The sequence below is a fragment of the Streptomyces sp. NPDC028722 genome (assembly GCF_040637655.1).
Classification (GTDB): domain Bacteria; phylum Actinomycetota; class Actinomycetes; order Streptomycetales; family Streptomycetaceae; genus Streptomyces.
Map to the genome: position 1 here is coordinate 31,051 of NZ_JBEZWU010000031.1, position 18,625 is coordinate 49,675.

Sequence of the window (18,625 nt, forward strand, 5' to 3'; positions counted from 1 at the left end):
GGGGCCGGCCGGTGGTGGGGACGGGCGGCCCGTGGTGGCGGGGCGGACCGTGTCGGACGTGCGTACCGAGGGGCCGGCCGGTGGTGGGGACGGGCGGTCCGTGGTGGCGGGGCGGACCGTGTCGGACGTGCGTACCGAGGGGCCGGCCGGTGGTGGGGACGGGCGGACCGTGGTGGCCGGGCGGACCGTGTCGGACGTGCGTACCGAGGGGCCGGCCGGTGGTGGGGACGGGCGGACCGTGGTGGCCGGGCGGACCGTGTCGGACGTGCGTACCGAGGGGCCGGCCGGTGGTGGGGACGGGCGGACCGTGGTGGCCGGGCGGACCGTGTCGGACGTGCGTACGGAGAGCGCGGCCGGTGGTGGGGAAGCGCGGCCCGGGGTGGCCGGGCGGACCGCGTCGGACTTGCGTGCCTCGGACGTGCGTACCCCGGACGTGCGTACCGAGAGCCCGGCCGGTGGCGGTGGGGACGCGCGGCCGGGTGCCGGGCGGACCGAGACGCGGGCACCGCTGTCCGCTCCCGCCGGTCGCGGGGGCGAACCCGGCGATCAGGGCCCGGCGCCCGCCGACCGCGCGTCGGAGCAGCAGCAGTCGGGGCACACCGGGGACCAGCCGTCACCGGCGCGGGACGGCGACGGAGGCACTCCGCCGCCTCACCCGGGCACCGGCGAGCAGGACGCCGGCATCGCGCCGGGCACCGGCGCGCACGACGCCGGTGTCCTGCCGGGCGGCGGTACCGGACGCTTCGAGCCGTACGCGTTCCACGGCGACGCCCAGGCGCGCGCCCAGCGGTGGAGCGAGGAACAGGGGCGCGTGGTCGGCACGCACCAGGGCCGGTTCGAGGAGGAACAGGACCGGTTCCGGCAGCAGCAGGAGGCCGACCGCCGGGTGGAGGAGGCGTTCGCCGGGCGACTGGCGGACCCCGACCCCGCCTTCCGGGGGCCCGACGACATCGACGCGATCCGCCTGCGGATCGCCGACATGGAACGTCAGCGGGCCGTGGAGGAGCGCGCGACGCTCGCGGAGAACTCCGACGGGGCCGCGACGGAGCAGGACACCGCTGCCCAGAGCACCGCTGCCCAGGGCCCCGCGGACCGGGCCGAGGTCACGCCGGAACTCGTCGAGCAGGTCCGCGAGCAGTGGATGCGGGAGGTGAAGTCCCGGTTCGACGAACGCTGGCAGGAGTCCTTCGACGAGTACCTGCGGGGCGAGATCACCCGTTCCGAGTTCGCCGAGACCTTCGACCGGCTCTCCGCCGGCCTGCACGACGAGTTCGAGCTGTCCGCCGCGGTCCACGTCGCCCGGCGGGCGGCCGACGAGGTGTTCGACGGCGGGTCCGGTCCCTGGCGGCACGCCCTGTCGGAGGCCGATCTGCTGCGGGTGCGCGAGGAGTTCGCCGCGGACGCCGCCGGTGAGGTACACCGCGCGGCCGAGGGCATGTGGCGGGACGGCGAGCGCGTCGACTCCTTCGACTGGTCCCAGGTGCACCGCGCCTACGACAGCGGGCTGCGGGACCTCACCCGGGGCCTGCGCACCCGGCTGGAGCTGGCGGCCGAGGCCGCCGACACGTTCGACTTCCTCAGCAGGCGGGTGGGCGCCGACGCGAAGGCGCCGTGGACGCGTGAGGCCCGTACGGACTTCCACACCGAGTTCGAGGTGACGACCCGGACACTGCCCCGCGGGGACGGCACACCGATCCGCCGGATGGACCACGAGCAGTGGCGGGCACAGCGCCACACCCTGCGCGACCAGCTGGAACAGTTCCGCGACCGGTGGGAGGCGCGCCTGCGTGCCCGGGTCACCGAGGAGGAGCTGAAGGCAGGAACCGGGCAGGAGGTCGAGGCGCGGCGCGCGGAATGGCAGCGGTCCACGCGGTACGACCTGGCGGAGGCCGCCGGCGTCGACACCGACGCGGTGATCGCCTCCCACCGCGCGGAGCTGACGGCCGAGGGAGAGAAGCTCCTGGCGGGCAGGGAACCGCGCGCACTGACCCGCGAGCAGTGGGAGGAACACGCCACAGAGCTGCGGAACACGCAGGACAGGCTGGCCGGCGAGCTGCCGGCCCGGCTGGAGTACCAGGTCGGCCTGGACCGGGCCCTGGCCGAGGCCGACCGGCTCTTCGAGCGGCTGGGGGCCGAGGGACCCGGCGCGCAGCGCGCCCACGAAGGGCTGCGGGAGGACGTCACCCGGGTCTTCCGGGAACTCGCGGGCCGCGCCGAGGACGGCACGTGGGGGCCGGACCGGGTCGCGGCGGGCGGGGACCTCTTCTTCCGCGAGTACCTGCCGGCCGTGGAACGGTCCCTGCCGGACCGGCTGCGGTTCGAGTGGGGCATGGAGCGTGCGCTGCGGGACGGCGGTGCCGCCTTCCACCGGCTGTCCGGGCCCGGGCTCGACGAGCTGACCGAGCGCCCGGTGCGCGGCTACACGGTCACCGAGGAGACCTTCGACCGGCTGGCGGAGGACTTCCGCGGTGACTGGGCCGGCCGCTACCAGGACATCTACGGCCCGTCCGGGCGGGATCTGCGCGGCTGGCTGGAGCGCGAGAAGGAACGCGGCGACGCGTTCGGCAGCACGGTCCGCGAGGAGTGGGAGGCGGACAGCGCCGAGCTCCGGGCGCCGCGGGACGCCGCCGTGCGCGAGCGCGCCCAGGCGGAGAGCCTCCAGTGGCGGCAGCGGGTGGCCGCCAACTTCCAGGGCATGCTCGGCAAGGGCGCGGCGCTGGAGGACCTGGCCCGTGAAGTGGAGATCCCGCAGGGCGAGATCCGTTCCGCCCGAGTGTCCGCCGAGTACCAGCGGGGTCTGTCGGAGCTGAAGTCGTGGTTCTCCCAGGAGTGGGACGCCGCCGGCCGCACCCCCTCCCCGGACGGCGAGGCGGGGGCCCGTGCCGCCCTGGTGGACGAGGCACGGCAGCGCTGGCAGCAGCTCGGTGAGCGGACCCGCGCCGAGGACGAGGCGGTCCAGGCGTGGCAGCGCGAACCGCGGTGGTCGCTGGACCTGGGCCGGATGGAGATCACCCGGAACACCCGTGCGCCGTTCGAGGAGACGGCCGCGACGGCCGCCGGTGACGGCGCGGGCCGGGCGGCCCGGGGCGGCGACCGGACCGGTGACGGGGACGGGCAGCTCCAGTCCCAGGAACTCCTCGCCGCCCGCGAGGAGCAGCCGGCCCCGCCCCCGCTGCCCGCTGCCGCCCCGCCCCGGGCGGCGGCCACCCGGACCGACGCACCCCCGGCCCAGGCGCCCGCCCCCGAGGCCCTGGCCGGGCTGCGCGACACCGTCGAGGCCCGCGACCGGGCGTACCAGGAGTTCGAGACCCGGCTGGCGCCGTTCCCCGAGCTGCGCACCCCTCAGGCCACGGACCGGGTCGCCGCCGCCCGGGAGGCGTTCGCCGACGCCTGGACCGAGGACCGTACGGCCACGGGCCCCGCCGAGATCACCGCCGCCCGCGACACGGCCCTCGCGGACCTGACCACGCGGCTGGCCTCCGTCCGCGACCGACTGACCGCGTACGCGGACGCGTCGGACGTCTTCCACCGCGACATCGCCTCGACCGTGCCGGACACGCGGCACGGCGAAGCCTTCGCGAACGCAGAGCCGGCGGTCGCGCTGGCGCAGGAGTTCGAGCAGGAGGCCGCCGGTCAGCCGCCGGCCCGCCTGGCCGGCCTGGTCCAGGAGTTCGGGCAGCGGTACACCGAGGCGCACGCCGCCTGGGTGGCCGGGCGACAGCACCGCGCCGCCTTCGACGCCGTACTCGGCGGCGCGGGCGGACGCGCCGACCTGACCGACGGCCGGGCGGACTGGAACGGCCCGGCACGCCGCTGGTACTCTGGACAGCTGGCCCAGCTGCGGCAGCAGTACGTCACCGACCGCGCCGAGGCCTCGGCCGTCGCGGACGAGGCCGAGCGCCGGGAACGGCTGGAACGGCTCGACGCGGACGTGCGCCAGAGCGCGCTGTACGAGCAGCGCCGGGCACAGACGGTGGCGGCCCACAACCGCGGCCTCGCCGACCACATGGCCCGGTTCACGGCCGACCCGGCCTGGGACCATGAGCTGACGGCCTGGTACGAGCAGCGGCGCCGAGCGCTCGCCGAACCGCTGACCGACCGGCTCCACCTGTACAGCCCGCAGACGCGCGAACAGGCGCTGGCCCGGTTCGACGCGCAGGCCGCCGCGCTGCGCGAGGTCGCCGACGCCCGGCACACGGCTTACCAGGACTTCGCCCGGCAGCTCGCCGGCGACACCCAGGACACGGTGACGCTGTCCCACGCCGCCACGGTCGACTGGACCCGGCGCCACATCGCCGCACTGCGCGAGGCGTATCTCGTGACCGCCCGGCAGACCGCTGACACCGCCCTGCCGACGGAGTTCCAGGCCGCGCATCCGCAGGCCGCCGCCGAGGACGACTGGCGGGTCCCGGCCTGGCAGGAAGCGCAGCGGGAGCTGCACCGCCGCTACGCCGATCTGCTGGCGCAGACCCGTACCGAGGACTCTGCGGCCGCGACCGACGCCGACGGCAAAAAGGCCGCTGGGGCCGCGGCGCAGGAGCGGGAGAGCGCCTTCGACGAGGCGTTCCGCCAGTGGGCGCGCGAGCAGGTCCCGGGCGTGTCCGAGGAGCGGCTGGCCGCGGTCCGGGAGCGGGTCCGGCAGAACCCGGACCGGTTCGGCGAGCCGACCGCCGACCGCCCGGCGGCGCACCGTCTGCGGGACGCCTTCGCCCTGGGGGCGGCCCGCGAGCTGGCCGTGGTCCGTGGCGAGGAGGCGTTCCACCATGCCTTCCGCGGCTGGGGTCTGCGGCTGACCGATGCCTGGCGCAACCGGCTCACCGACGGGGCGCCGGCGCCGTTCGAGCTGGTCCTGGACATGGCCGAGTCGGTGCACGAGCTGGCCGCCGGCGACTTCCGCGAGCGGTGGGAGGGGATGCTCCAGGACACCCTGGTCTCCGGCACCGACCTCCGCACCGGCGACGACGCGGTACGGCAGTCGGCCCGGCTGCTGCGCGGGCTCGTCTCCGGCCTGGACGGGGAGTTCGACCGGTACGCGCTCCTCTTCGGCCAGCTCTCCCGGCTCGACAGGGTCTTCGGGGAGCTGGTGGACGGGGCCTTCCTCGACCGCCTCGACCAGGGCAGCCGGGATCTGCTCGCCGGCTTCGACGCCGAGCACGTCGAGGTGTCGGAGGCGGGCCGGACCCGCATCCTCGCGGACGCCCGCCAGACGCTGAGGGAGGCGTTCGACAAGGTCTTCCCGAGCGCGGCGTCCGCGGCCGGGCTGGCCGCCGGCGGCGGCGCGCTGCCTGAAGCCTGGCAGGACCAGGTGCGCGGGGTCCTCGACGCGCTGCCCGGCCGGCTGGCCCTCCAGGCGGCGCGCGAAGCGGCGATCCTGCGTTCGCAGGAGGACGTCGCGGACGCCGTCGCCTCTTGGGCGGACTCCGGCGGGGGCACGGGCCGGGCCTTCCTCGACCGTTTCCCCGTCTCCTTCGGCCAGGTGCGCCCCCAGCTCCGCCGCACCCTGGACGTCTCGGTGGCCGCCGCCGTCAACGACCACTTCGAACAGCTCTTCGGCCACGACGGCCTGACCGCCGGCCTGGCGGACGTCCGGTCCCGGCTGGAGCGCTGGAACACCGCGTACGGCGAGCTGACCGGCCGGGACCGGCTGCACACCTGGCTCACCGTGCAGCACGCCCGGGACACCGTGGTCACCACCTCCGGGCGCCTCTTCGACGAACGGCTCGACCAGTGGCGTGCGGCCCACGGCCACCAGGCGCTCACCGAGGCCGACCTCGCCCGCGCCCGGTCCGGCCTGGACGAGCGGCTGCTGGCCGCCTTCGACGCGTTGTTCACCGGCCGTCCGGTCGGCTCCGACGAGCTGGCCGGTGCGGTACGGCAGTGGGACGCCCTGCTTGCCGAGCAGGCCCGCGCGCTGCCCGCGCACCTCACCTTCGAGTCCTGGACCGACGCCGTACTGCACGACGCCGCGCGGTCCTTCCACGCACTGCGCCCGGACGACGACACCGCGCGCGAGGAGTGGGAGAGACTCACCGAGGACTTCCGCACCGACTTCCTGGCCGCGTACGAACTGCTGTGGGCGCCCCAGGCGCTGTCCACGTCCTGGGCCGCCCACGAGGCCGAGTACGCCGACGCGTTCCGCGCGGGCCTGGAAGCCGCGCACCTGCGCGCCCTGGGTGGCGACGAGAAGGGCAAGGGCCGGGCCGACGGCGAACGGCCGGCCGAGTCGCTGCCGCCGGAACTGCGCGGACTGGACCACGACCGGCTGGCCGCACTGATCGGCAGGGCCGGCCAGCTCGTACCGGCGAAACCGACCATCAACGAGATGGGGGAGACCGAAGCACTCCGCGAGGCCCACCTCCGGCGCGTGCTGGAGGTCGCCCGCGTCCTGCACACCGAGGACGAGGCGGCGGCCCGGCGGCGGGCCACGGAACTGGGCGCCGACCCGGCGCCGGCCGGGATCCGCGCGGGTGCTCCGCCCGCGGACACGACGCAGCAGCAGGCCGGTCCTTCGTCCTCCGCACAGGGCCTCACCGGTCTCTTCATGCCGCGTTTCGGACGCGACGAGCAGCAGCGGGGCGCCGCGCCGCAGGAGCAGGCGGACGACGACCTGATGGCGGATCTCTTCGGCGACAGTCCCCCTGGGCAGGAGCCGGAAGAGTCCGAGGAGCCGGAGCCCGGCACCCGCACGCATCCGATCGAGATCGACGAGCACGAGCAGGCCGGGGCCGGAGGCGGAGCCGCAGAGCAGTGGCGGACCAGGCGGTGGAGTTCCCTGGCACAGCCGCCGTCCGTACGCCCTTTCTGGGCCGACTGGCTGTCACTGGACCAGCAGGCCGAGCTGTTCACCCAGCTGCGGGAACGAGGCGCTCAGTCGTCGGAGGTGACGTTCGGCAGCGTCGCCGACGCGGCCTTCGCCACCTGGGGAAAGGTCCTGGAGCCGCGGCAGCTGGAATGGCTGCACGCCGAGTACTGGACGCAGCACCGGCGCAGGCAGGGACGTGCTCCTGGGCAGAGGGGCAGCCTGCGCGGCTACGTCACCGGCGGGGCGGCACACCAAGTGGCAGCGGCGCAGCACTACTTCGACACGCACGGGAACCTCGAAGTGCCTGCCCGGGTGGACGGACGGACCGATCCTCTCGGCCACTACATCGATGTGCTGCGCCGGACGCCTTATACAAAACTTGCCCAGACGACCGTGGACACCTGGAACGCGAGGGGTATGCGCTGGGCGGACTCCACCGCGCTGGAGGCCGCCAAGGCATATCTGGAGAGCCGGGGCATCACCGGCGGACAGCTCGACGCGCCGCCGCCGGCGGAAGAGATCCGAGCGGTGCGGGTGCCCGGCTGGAAGTCCACGTTCGACCTGGCTCACTGGGGCAGGGTGCTTCCCCATGTGTCCCGGATGGCGGAGGCCAAGCGGAAGGAGATCCGCGACGTTCTCGGTCCGTCCTGGGCCGCGAGCATCCTGCCCGGCGAAGCCGCCCCCTCCGACGGCTGGCTGCGACCGTGGGGTGCGCCACCGCGTCCCCTGCCCGCGTCCGTCGCTCGGACCACCGCCCCGGTTGCGCCGGACACGGTGACGCCCGAGGAACTCATCGACCTGTTCTCGTACGTACGGGCTCGCGAGCGACAGCGGAAACGCAAGCTGACGCTCGGCGATGTGCGCGACTACGCCCAGAAAGTCCTGAACAGGAGACTGAGCCAGGAACTGCTCTCCCAGCTGAGCGAGGAGTACGCCGTCTGGCCCACCGGGCCCGGAAAAGCTCCCGCCATGAGGCAGCGCGCTGCACGGGTCTCGCAGCAGTTGGCGGCGTCCGCCCAGGGCCTGTCCGGCCCGGAGCGGACCGCGTCCGGTTCCGGCGTGAACCAGAGCCAGGGGGCCCCCGCGGACGGCCGGGAGGAGGCGACTCCTCTCGACGCCGTGAACGACGTGACGGCCGAGCCGGGGCCCGGACAGGCCATGCGCGACGACGGCCCGCTGGGTATCGCCGGCCCTTCGCACGACACCGGACCGCACCACGGCGCCGGCCAGGCCCCCTGGTCCGGCCAGGACACCGGGCTCGACGTGGGGAACGTCCAGTGGGACCAGTTCGGTCTCGGCGGTCCGGACGTCGCCGGGTTCGACCTGGAAGCCGAACTGGCGGCGCTGGCCCACCTGCTGCCCGACGCCGACCAGGGCCAGGACATGCTGCTCGACGACCCCTGGTGGGCGTGGCTCCAGGACGACACCGCCGGCCCGGCGCCGGACGAGTCGGCGCTGGGCCGGCCGGACGGTGACCTCGGCGGCACCGGCCGAGTGACGCCGGAAGCGGGGCCGTCGTCCATGGGCGGGGGCGAGGTCTCCGAAGGGAGAGTCCGTCCGCGGGGTGTGTCCCCGGAGCCCCGCTCCGGCGCGGTGGCCGACGACTCGCCGACCGATGCCGAGCGCGCCCACCTCACCGAGGGCGAGACCGGTCCGGAGACGCCCGGCGCCATGGAACTCCGGCTGCGCCAGGAGTTCGGCCATGCCCCGTTCGAAGCCCTCACCCGTCAGGCGTCCGCGCTGCTCCAGCCCGCCGCGCTGACTGCCGGGGACCCGGCGAGCGCACGGCTGATGGAGGCACAGCGCCGGGGGCTGCTGCGCCTCGTCGAAACGCTCGGGCGGACGAACAGCGTCGCGCGCGCCGTGGCGCTGGCCGACGAGCTGACGGTGGAGACACCCGGAATCTGGTCGCCGGCCCAGATGCTCGGCGGCGCCTTCGGCGCGGGCCGGGCGGAGCAGGACACCGGCCCGGCGGTCCGCGAGCTGCAACGCGGCCTCGCGTCCGGTTTCGAGGTCCGCCGCGGTCCGGGCCTCGGAGGCGATCCGGACGCCGAAGCGATCGCGAGGATCCTCGGCCCGGACGTCTACGGGCAGCGGCAGGCGCCCCCGGCGCCCGAGTTCCTGCGCGGCTACGACTTCTCCCAGCTCAAGGCCGCCCAGCGGGCGGCGTTCTTCACGGCCGTGGACATGACCCGGCCGGCCCCGCGCGCGGCGGAGCTGCAGCCCTCCGCGCTGCCCCGGCAGCCCCACACCGTGGTGGAGTCGGGCCGGCGGTCGATGAGCCGTGCCACGCTGCCCGCTCTGCCGAAGGCCACCAGGATCGCCAAGCTCGTCCACGCCATCTGGCTCGGCGGGCCGCTGCGGGACGAAGGGGCCACGAGCGGCTTCCGCCGGAACCTCCAGACTCTGGCTTCCTCCCAGCCGGACTTCACCGTCATCCTGTGGACCGACGTGCCCCGCGCCGACTTCGACACCGCCGAGGCCGCCGCGAAGATGCCGGACGCCACAGAATGGACGGAGCACCGGACGGCCGACGTGCTGGACATGCTCTACTGGGCCCGTGCCGCCCGGGTGCGGCTGGTCAGCATCGACGAGATCTTCTCCGCCACCTCGCCCATGGTGCTGGAGGGCATCTACAAGGCGGAGACCTCCCGGAGGATGGGCGCCGCGTACGCGGCCGCGAGCGACATACTGCGCGTCGAGATCCTCGCCCGGTTCGGCGGTGTGTACAACGACCCGGACGACGCGGTCTCCGGCGACCTGACCGGTGAGGTCCGCAGAGTCGTCGACTCCCCGTACGGCTTCGGCCTGGCGCGCCACGGGGGCCGGCCGTCCAACGCGGTCCTGATCGCACCCGCAGGGCATGCCTTCCTGGACCCCTACCGGGACGTGATCCGGGGCAACTACACGCGGACCCCGGCCGAGAACATGCTGCGGTCCATGCGGTTGCAGAACGACGAGGCACCCCCGGACGACCGGTCCGCGCGGCGTCCGCTCGCCCCCGACGTCCTGAACCACACGCGGCAGACGGTGCGCGACGAGGTGCTGATGCGTACCGGTCCCAGCCCGACGGTCTGGCGGACGCTGGCCCGCCGCGTCCGCCTGCCGGACATGCTGGACGGCCTGGTCGCCGTTTCGCCCCAGGTGTTCGCACTTGCGTCCGCGCAGTCCTGGCTCCCTCCGCACCCCGCGGAGGGCACGGCGGCGACTGCGGCTGCCGTGTACCCCGCAGAGGAACTCAGGGCCGCCCGCGCCGCGGTGGTCGCCCTCGTCCAGGGCCTGTACCGCCAGCCCGGCAACCTGAACCTGGCCCTGGTCTCACCGATGATCCGCAGCACACCCCACTCCGGTGACATCTGGGACGCGGTCGTCGGCTTCATCGCCGCCTACCCCGAACTGCGCGACCTGGTGCGGTCCGTCACCTTCAGCACGTTGGGCGGCACCCCGCTCCAGCCGGTCGACACGGTCGTCCTCCCCCCGTGGTCCCGGCGCCTGGTGCAGACCATGCCTGGCGCGCCCCGCGACAACCTGAGCAGCCATGTGCTGCCCGCCCGCCTCCTCGACCCGGCCGAGGCCGATCCCGAGCTGCTCCGGGCCGAAGCCAGGGAGCGGGACGGCGCCGCCAGGCCGGGCGGCGCCCCGTCGCGCCGTGCGCGGGGACAGCTGCCGGACGCCACGCCGGGGGCGGGACCGTCGAGGCCCCGGGCCGCGCGGACGGAGCCCTACGACACAGTGATGGAGGATTTGTCCGGCCGTACCCCGGCGCTGGAACAGCGGAACGCCCGGCCGGGCAGCTCCGCCACGGAAGCCATCGGCGTGGACGCCCTCCAGGAGGTGCGTGAGCCCGTACAACCGGGGGAGCGGGGGGTGCCGCGCAGTCGTACCGTGGCCCGTGGTCCCAGACAGAATTTCGAGCAGGCGGCCAGGGACTACTTCGAACAGTTCGGGCATCTGGAGGTCTCCGAGGAGGCCGAGTTCAAGCCGTTGCGCCAACACGTCTACTACGTGCGGAACTTGGATTACGCGCGCTTCACCCAGGAATTCGTCCGGCGGTGGGAATCCGTCGGCATGCGGTGGGCAACCGAGACGGCGATGCAGGCGGCGCGGGCGTACCTGAAGGGCAGGGTGCCCACCGAGGTTCCCCCGGACGAGGAAATCCGGGCGATCCAGGTGCCCGGCTGGAGCGTCCCCTTCGACCTCGCCCACTGGGCCAGGACGATGATGTCCCACGTCCAGACCAACATGATGCCCAAGCCGCACCTCAAGCTCATCCGAGACACGCTGGGGAAAGCCTGGGCTGCCCGTGTATTGCCCTCACGGCGGGCGCCACAGCCCGACGACGCGCTCCGTCTGCAAGCGGCACGGTCGTTCTTCGATCGGGAAGGTCACCTCGAAGCACCGCGGAATCGGCCCCTGTACGTCGGCGAACCGCCTCGGCCCGTCGAGCTCGGCAAATTCATCCACAGCCTGCGTACCGACGCGTACACGAGATTCCCGCAGAACTTCGTGGACGACTGGAATGCGGTCGGCATGCGATGGGCGACCCGGGACGCGTTGCAGGCCGCGCGGGTGTACCTGCGGGGCCGGGTGCCCGCCGAGGCTCCGCCGGACGAGGAGATCCGGGCGATCCGGGTGCCCGGCTGGGAGCCCACCTTCGATCTCGCCCAGTGGAGCAGGGTGCTGCGCCACGCGTCCCACATGTTGTCCGAGGAACAGCAGAACATCCGTGAGGTGCTCGGCGAGGCATGGGCCGTCAGGATCCTTCCGTCCCGGTGGAGCGGAGAGGTCCGTGCGACCAAGGGTGCACGCCAGTCGGCCGGTACCTCCGGTCACGACGCCGCCGCGCGGGACTCGACCGCACCTCGGACGGGGGACGACACGACCCGTACGGCCGGGCCGTCCACCAGGTCGCGACAGGCCGACGAGCGGCACACCATCGCGGCCCAGCCGGAACAGCGCGTGCCGGCCTCCGACGAGCCGGGGCCGTCTCCCGCCTGGTGGGCGCGGCAGTGGCCCATGCCCGGTGCGGCCGAGCCCGGCGCCCTCAGGGGCGCACAGCCGCTGTCGGCCGACGTGGTGGACAACGTGATCAACATAGTGCGCCGCGTGGAGCGGAACCGGCGGCGGCCGATGACGTTCCTGGAGGCCTCGCACCTTGTGCGCGGCGTCATCGGGAGCGCTCCGGACCTTGAAATCCTCGACTGGCTGAACGCGGAGTACGTACGTCGCTATCCGGTACGGCCGAAGCGCATGCGGGTAGTGGCGCCGGAGGCCGAGAGGGCAGGTCAGGCCGACGCGGGCCAGGCGCCGCCGTCCGGGGCCTCCATGAGCGGCGTGGAGCCCACGGGGTCCATGATCGGCCTGGAGCCCGCGGCACCCACCACGGCCCCCGGTGCGGCGACCGGGCGGTCCGACGGGACAAGGGCACCGGAAGGTGCCCGGCAGTCCGGAGCCCTCGAAGACGACCTCGACATGACGGGGGCCACCCACGAGCCGGACGCCGGACTCGGACTCGGTGCGGGGAACCGGCTGCCGGCTGAGTCGGACGTGTTCGACTTCAGCTGGATGACCGACTTGGGTGTGGGGAACGTGCTGCCGGCTGAGTCGGGTGTGTTCGACGTCAGCTGGATGACCGGTACAGAGAATCCGGCCGCCGACGCGTGGGCGGGTCAGGGCTTCGTGGACCTGCTTCCGTACCAGCCCGGCCTCGACGGCTCGTATCCCGAGGCGTTCGACTTCGCCTACCAAGTGGACGCCACGCCGGACGTGGACATGTGGCCGACGCCCTTCGAAACGGGTGAGGTGGCCGCGGACGCCGGTGGGTCGGCACAAGACGCGCTGCGGACGCAGCCCGGGACCGCCGCCGAGACGGTGGCGGACATGGAGTCGCGGCTGATCCGGGAGTTCGGTGAGAACCGGTTCTGGGAGTTGGTGACCGACGCGTCCGGGATGCTCGCCCCGGCCCTGCTGGCGGGCACGGATCCCGAGACCGTACGGTTGCGTGAGGCGCTGTACCGGGCGACGCTGCGGATCGCGGAGACGTACGGCAGGACGGGGAGCTACACCTGGGCCATTGCCCAGGCGGACGAGCTGGCCGTGGAGACGCCCGGTATCTGGGCGTCCGGACCGGTGGCCCCGGGCGGTTCGGACACCGCCACCGCGGCTGTCCAGGCCCGCGTCGCCCCCCTGCCGCCGCGCACCCGGCAGCTGCTCGACCAAGCCGCCGCCGAGGCAGCGCGCGGCCGCGGCGCCCCGGCGGGCCGGCACGACGCCCTGGCCGCCTTCCTGGCCAAGGCGGCAGCGCGTTCCTGGCACGAGGACTGGCCGGCCGCGGAACTCGCCCGCGTGGTGGCGGTCGACCGGCAGTGGACGGAACCCGCGCACGCCCGGCTGGTCGACGCGCTGACGCACCCAGGCCATCTGCACGTGCTCAGGGCGATCGTGGCCAATCCCGCTCTGGGGGCGCTGCTCCGCGTGCGCCCACAGCACCTGGAGACACTGTCCGAATCCGGCAGGCTGCTCGCGGGCCTCGGCGAGCTGTCCGCCCCGACCCTGAGCCTCTACGCGCGCACCCCGCGGTTCCTGGACGACCTGCTGGCCGCCGACGCGAACGGGCGGCGGGAACTGCTCGAGGAGATCGAGAGCCGGCCCACCACCAACTTCGTGCTGCTCTCCGCCGCCGGTCTGGCCACCTGGCTCCAGGGCAAGGTCGCCCACACCGTTGCCCTCTCCGTGCGGGGCCCCGTCGCGGCGACCATCGCCAGCCTCCCGCAGCTCGCCGAGGCGGTGCGGGCCGGCTCCGCGGACAGCGCGCGGGCGTTCGCCCACGAATGGACGCTGTCGCGCACCCTGCACGTCAACGCGCAGGCCCCCGTCCCCGTCCCCGTCGACTACGCCGCCCTCCTCGGCGACCGCGCCCTGCGTGCCGCCCTCCAGCTCCACGCCGATCAGACGCTTCTCCTGATCAAGGCGCCGCGGCTGCTGTCGGCGGTCGCGCGGGACACCGGCCTGCTGGACGTCCTCGGACGCGACCCGCGGCTGGTCGACGTCCTCGCCGACATCCCCGTATTCGCCGACCGTCTGGCGGCGGACGTACGGCTGGTCACCGAGGCGGTGGACAACCCGGCCGTCGCCGCCCGGCTGTCCCACGACCCCGCGTACTTCGACGGCGTACCGGACGACGGTCTGCGCGACGCCCTGCGGGACGCGACGCCGCCCGAGCACACCGCTCCCGCGGAGAGCGCCGACGGCGGACCGCTGGCGGAACTCCGGGCCACCCACCCCGGCCTGGACGTCGTGCTGACCGCCGAGCCCGGTCTGTCGGCGGTCCTGCAAGGGGACAGCGGCCTGGTGCGGACGATGCTGGACCACCCCGGACTGCTGTCGGAACCGCACGAGTACCGCCGGCTGCTCGACGACAGCGCCGCGGAACTGCGCCGACTGGTGCGCCCGGGCTCACCGCTGCTCGCCCCGCACCTGCTGAGGGCGGCGCTGCGGCACGCGACCCTGTCCCACTGGTTCACCCGGCTTCCCTCCGCCGTCGGAGCGGCGTCGACCGACGTACGCCAGGCGCTCGCGGCGGCCGCGCAGACCGACCCCCGGGTGGGGGAGATGGCGTTCACCAACCCCGGCCTGGGGCCCCTCCTCGAAGGCCGCACGGTCCTGCCCGAGGTGAACCGGCTCGTCCACCTCTGGGAGGTCCGGCGCACCGACGAACGGGTGTTCAGCCACTACTTCACCCCCGGCTTCGGGGACATCCTGATGCGCCGGGCGGACCCCGGGCGCCTGCTGGACGTACTGTTCCGCGACGACGCCGCCCTGTTCCGGCTGGCCGGGAACGACCGGGCCGTCCTGGACGCCGTCGATGCCGAGGCGGTGGACAACCTCCACGCCAACCCGGCCGTGGTGGCGGAGCTGGCCTCCCGGCCGCACCTCCGGCTCAGCGGCCGGCACTGGCACCGTTTCTTCCACACCCCGGACCTGCTCGCGGGACTGAACGCCGACCGGACCCTGCTCGGCCTCCTGGCATCGGCACCGGAGGCGCTCCGCGAGGCGATCGCGCGGCCCGGCCTCGCCGAGGTCCTGCACGACACCGGGTTCCAGGCCGAGCTGTCCCGCATCGCCGCGGAGAAGAAGGCACGCGCCAAGAAGAAGAGCCGGGCCTGGACGAAGGACCTGCACAGCGTGGTGACGACGTACGGCGGTGACGCCGTGCTGTCACCCGAGGGGGTCCGCCTGGAACCGGGCGACGCCTTCTGGGGCGATCTGTGGAAACGCCCGCAGGACGAGGCCAGGACCGCGGTGCGGGAGGCCCGGCCGGACCCCGGACAGCAAGAAGAGCTGCGCCGGTTCCTGGACACCGACGACAGGGTGCGCGGCAACGCGGCCCTGCTCGCCGCCGCCCGGCGCAGCCCCGCGCTCGGCGCCCGGCTCTTCCTGGACCCCGAGCTGGCCGAGACGCTGGAGGCCAGGCCCGCACTCCTCGCACGCGTCGAGGACACCGTCTCCTCGCTCCTGGTGCCGCTCCAGGGGACACCGGCGCTCACCGCCGCCCTGCGCACCGACGACTACCTCTACCGGTACGTGATGAACGACGAGGAGGCCGCCGACGTCCTCACCTCGTACCACGGGTTCGCCGAGAAGCTGACCCGCAACCCCGAGCTGGTCCGCCTCTTCAGCATGCAGGACAGGCGGTACGGCCTGGCGCAGACCAGACCGAAGCTGAACGGCCTGATGATGTCCTCCACGGACGTGGCGCGGGTCCTGGCGGACGGCGGGCCGGTCGCCGATCTCCTGTTGCGCAGCCCCGCCCTGTCCGACTCGCTGGCCGCACACCTCACGGACCGCGACGGGGGCACGGCGGTCATCCGGGCCGTGGTGAACAGCCTCCCGGTCGCCACGACCGTCGCACTGGCCCCGATCGTCGCCGATGTGCTGGCCCGCTTCCCCGAGGTCGCCCGTGCGGTGGGTGACCATCCGGAGGCGTTCCCGGACGCGGCGGCCTTCATGCGGTTCATCCGCCACGAGGATCTGATGCGCGCCTTCGAGCGGCATCCCGCGCAGGCGGACGTGGTGCTGCGCTCCGCCGAGCTGACCGAGACGGCGGTGCGCGCCCCCGCGACGGTGGCGGCCCTGGCGGCCGACGACGGCCTGGCGCCGCTGCTCGGACGCCGTCCGCTGGGCGAGGCCGTGCACCGTCTGCTGCGCGAACAGCCGGACCTGGCGGACCACCTCGCGACGGCCCCGGACCAAGGCGGTCGCACGCTGCGCACTGCGCTCGGCGCGGTACGCGGGCTGGCCGAGGCCATGGCCGCCGACCCGCGCATCGGCCGTGACCTGCTGGACGCGCCGTGGCTGGGCGGGGCGCTGCTGCGCGGCCACCGCCTGGTCGAGCACGCGGTACGGGACAGCGCGCTGTGGCGGGCGGCGCGGGCCGCGCGGACGTTCGCCGACGCCCTGACCCCCGCGCTGGTGCGCAGGATCGCCCACCGCGAGACGCTGCTGAGCCGGTTGACCGAACACCCCGGCGCCCTGGCGGACACCGACCCGCTGGAGCTCCGGCGGCTGCTGACCGACGCCGGCCTGGCGCGGTTCCTGGACGGCGACGGCGCGTTCGCCGAACGGTTCCTCGGCACGCCCGCGTGGCGCACCCGCGCACTCGCGTTCCCGGGCTTCGCCGACGAACTGCGGCGGCTGGCCCAGGATCCCGACGCCTTCCGGGGACTTGTCGCGGACCCGACCGGGGAGAACCTGCTGACCGCTCTGGCCCCCGCCACCGTTCCCGGTGCGGGCCGGGAGGCCGTCCGGGAACTCCCGGCACCGGACACCGGCACGCAGGACCGCCCCGGCACGGCCGCCGCCCGGGCGGCCCGGCCGGCGCCGGGCTCGGTGTGGGCCGAGGCGCTGGCCTCGGTGCCCGAGGCGGCGGAACTGCTGCTGAGCCCCGAGGCCGCGGACGTCGCGGGCGAGCTGGGGCGGCATCCGGAGCTGCTGCCCCTGCTGCTCGGCGCGCCCGCCGTGCTCGAGGACCTCGCCCGGGACCCCGCGGCCTGGCGGGACTACGCCTTCGGCGACTTCCTGACCGCGGGCGAGGACCGGCTCGACACCTTCGAGACCGACTTCCACGACTGGCTGGACCGCCTGGGCGCCGTGGTGGAGGGGGACCTGCACGGCCGGGTCCGCGACCTGGCGCGCGCGGTGTGGGACCGGGAGCGGGCCCGCCGGGGCGCGCTGCGGGCGGAGGAGGCCGCCCGCAGCGCCGAGCGGCTGGCCGCCTTCCAGCCCCACCTGCCCGACACCTGGGAGTACAGCGGACGGCTCGTCTTCGCCCGGCACGTCCGGGAGGACCGGCTGTCGCCGGAGCAGCTGCGGGACCTGCGCAGGGCTGCCACCGGGCAGCTCCGGCCACGGGAGAGCGAAGTGCGGGCGCACCAGGCGCTCCACGTCCACCTGGGCGGCGGCAGCGGCGGCGCGTCGTTCACGCACGTCCTCGCCGCCGACGGCCGGGTGGACACGCTGGTGTACGCCATCAGCGCGGTGCGGCACGGGAACAGGTACCTGTGGGACGGGCACGGGGCGAGCTACGTGGACGGCCCGCTGGAGATCGGTGCGGTGCGCAACGAGCCCGCCCTGGTGGCCTCCGGGGACCGGGTGCGCCAGGAGGCGGAACGGGCCGCGACCCGGGCGGCCGGGGAGCGCGGGAGCAAGGGCGGCAAGGGCAAGGCGGACAAGGGCAAGGCCAAGGACACGGGTGGAGCCCGGGACGCCCGGCCCGCCGACGAGCTGTCCGCGACGCCGGTGGATGCCGGGCTGGCCCGGCTCGCGGACGCCCTGGCGGCGTACCACGCGGCCGTGGCCGGGCAGGATGCCGTCCTGCGGGTACGGGACAAGCGGGCCCGGTCGCGTGAGCAGGCCAAGGTGCTCGGCGCGCTGCGAGACGCCCGGGACACGCTGCGGCAGCTGGGGCTGGAGACCGAGGCGCGGCCGGACGCGGACACCGCGGCCGAGCTGGCGGCGCGGCTGGACATCTCCGTCCCGGCCGCCACAGCGCTGCTGAGCAGGGCGAGCGGCTACGCCCGCGCGCCGATGCGGATGGACTCCGACGCGGCGCGGGAGGAGTACTACCGGCGACTGGCCGAGGTCGCCCGTGTCCTGCACACGGAGGGCGAGGCGGCGGCCCGGCGGCTGGCCGGGCCGAACACGAATCTTCTCCCGGCGGGCGCCGCCCGGGCCGCCGATGCGGCGGACGCGGCCGGCCGGGACCCGAGCCAGGCCGGGCCCAGCACCGTCACGGCCGAGCCGGTCATCGTGCCGGTGGACGCCGCAAGAGCGGCGGAGCTGGACGCGGCGGTCTTCGGCCCGCGCCCGGAAGGGCCGCGCAGCCTGGACGCCCTGCTGACCGAAACCTTCCACGACCGGCCCGCGAACCCGCGGCCGGTGTCCGAGGCCGAAGCGCAACCGGCGGTCGCCGTACCGGAACCGGAGGTCGTCGCGCCCGAGTCGGCGCTCGCCGCACCGGAATCGGCAGCCGCCGTACCGGAGCCCGCGGTCTCGGCACCCGAATCGGCAGCCGCCGTACCGGAACCGAGCGAACACGTCCGGACCTTCGGCTCGGTCTTCGACGGCGCCCAGGGCACCACCCACCTCGGTCCCGTGCCGGAGGAGACCGTCGCGTGGCTGCGCGAGCGGGTGGCCCGGAAACTGGAGGGGGCGGCCGGCCCCGACGAGGACCTCCGCCGGCGCATCGACGCCAGGCTGACCTCCGCCTACCTGGTCCACGAGTGGGCCGACGTGCGCAGCGAGACCGGACTGCGCCTGCCGCTG

1 protein-coding gene (cut by a window edge) is annotated in these 18,625 nt (G+C 74.7%); it reads left to right on the top strand.

Annotated elements, in window-relative coordinates:
• Positions 1-127 precede the first annotated feature (127 nt).
• A protein-coding gene (locus tag AB0F03_RS32500; RefSeq protein ID WP_361998629.1) for a hypothetical protein crosses the window boundary here: on the top strand, positions 128-18,625 show its 5' end (the start). It continues 37,908 nt past the right edge of the window; the window shows 18,498 of its 56,406 coding nt (coding positions 1-18,498); its start codon is at positions 128-130; its stop codon lies off the right edge, out of view.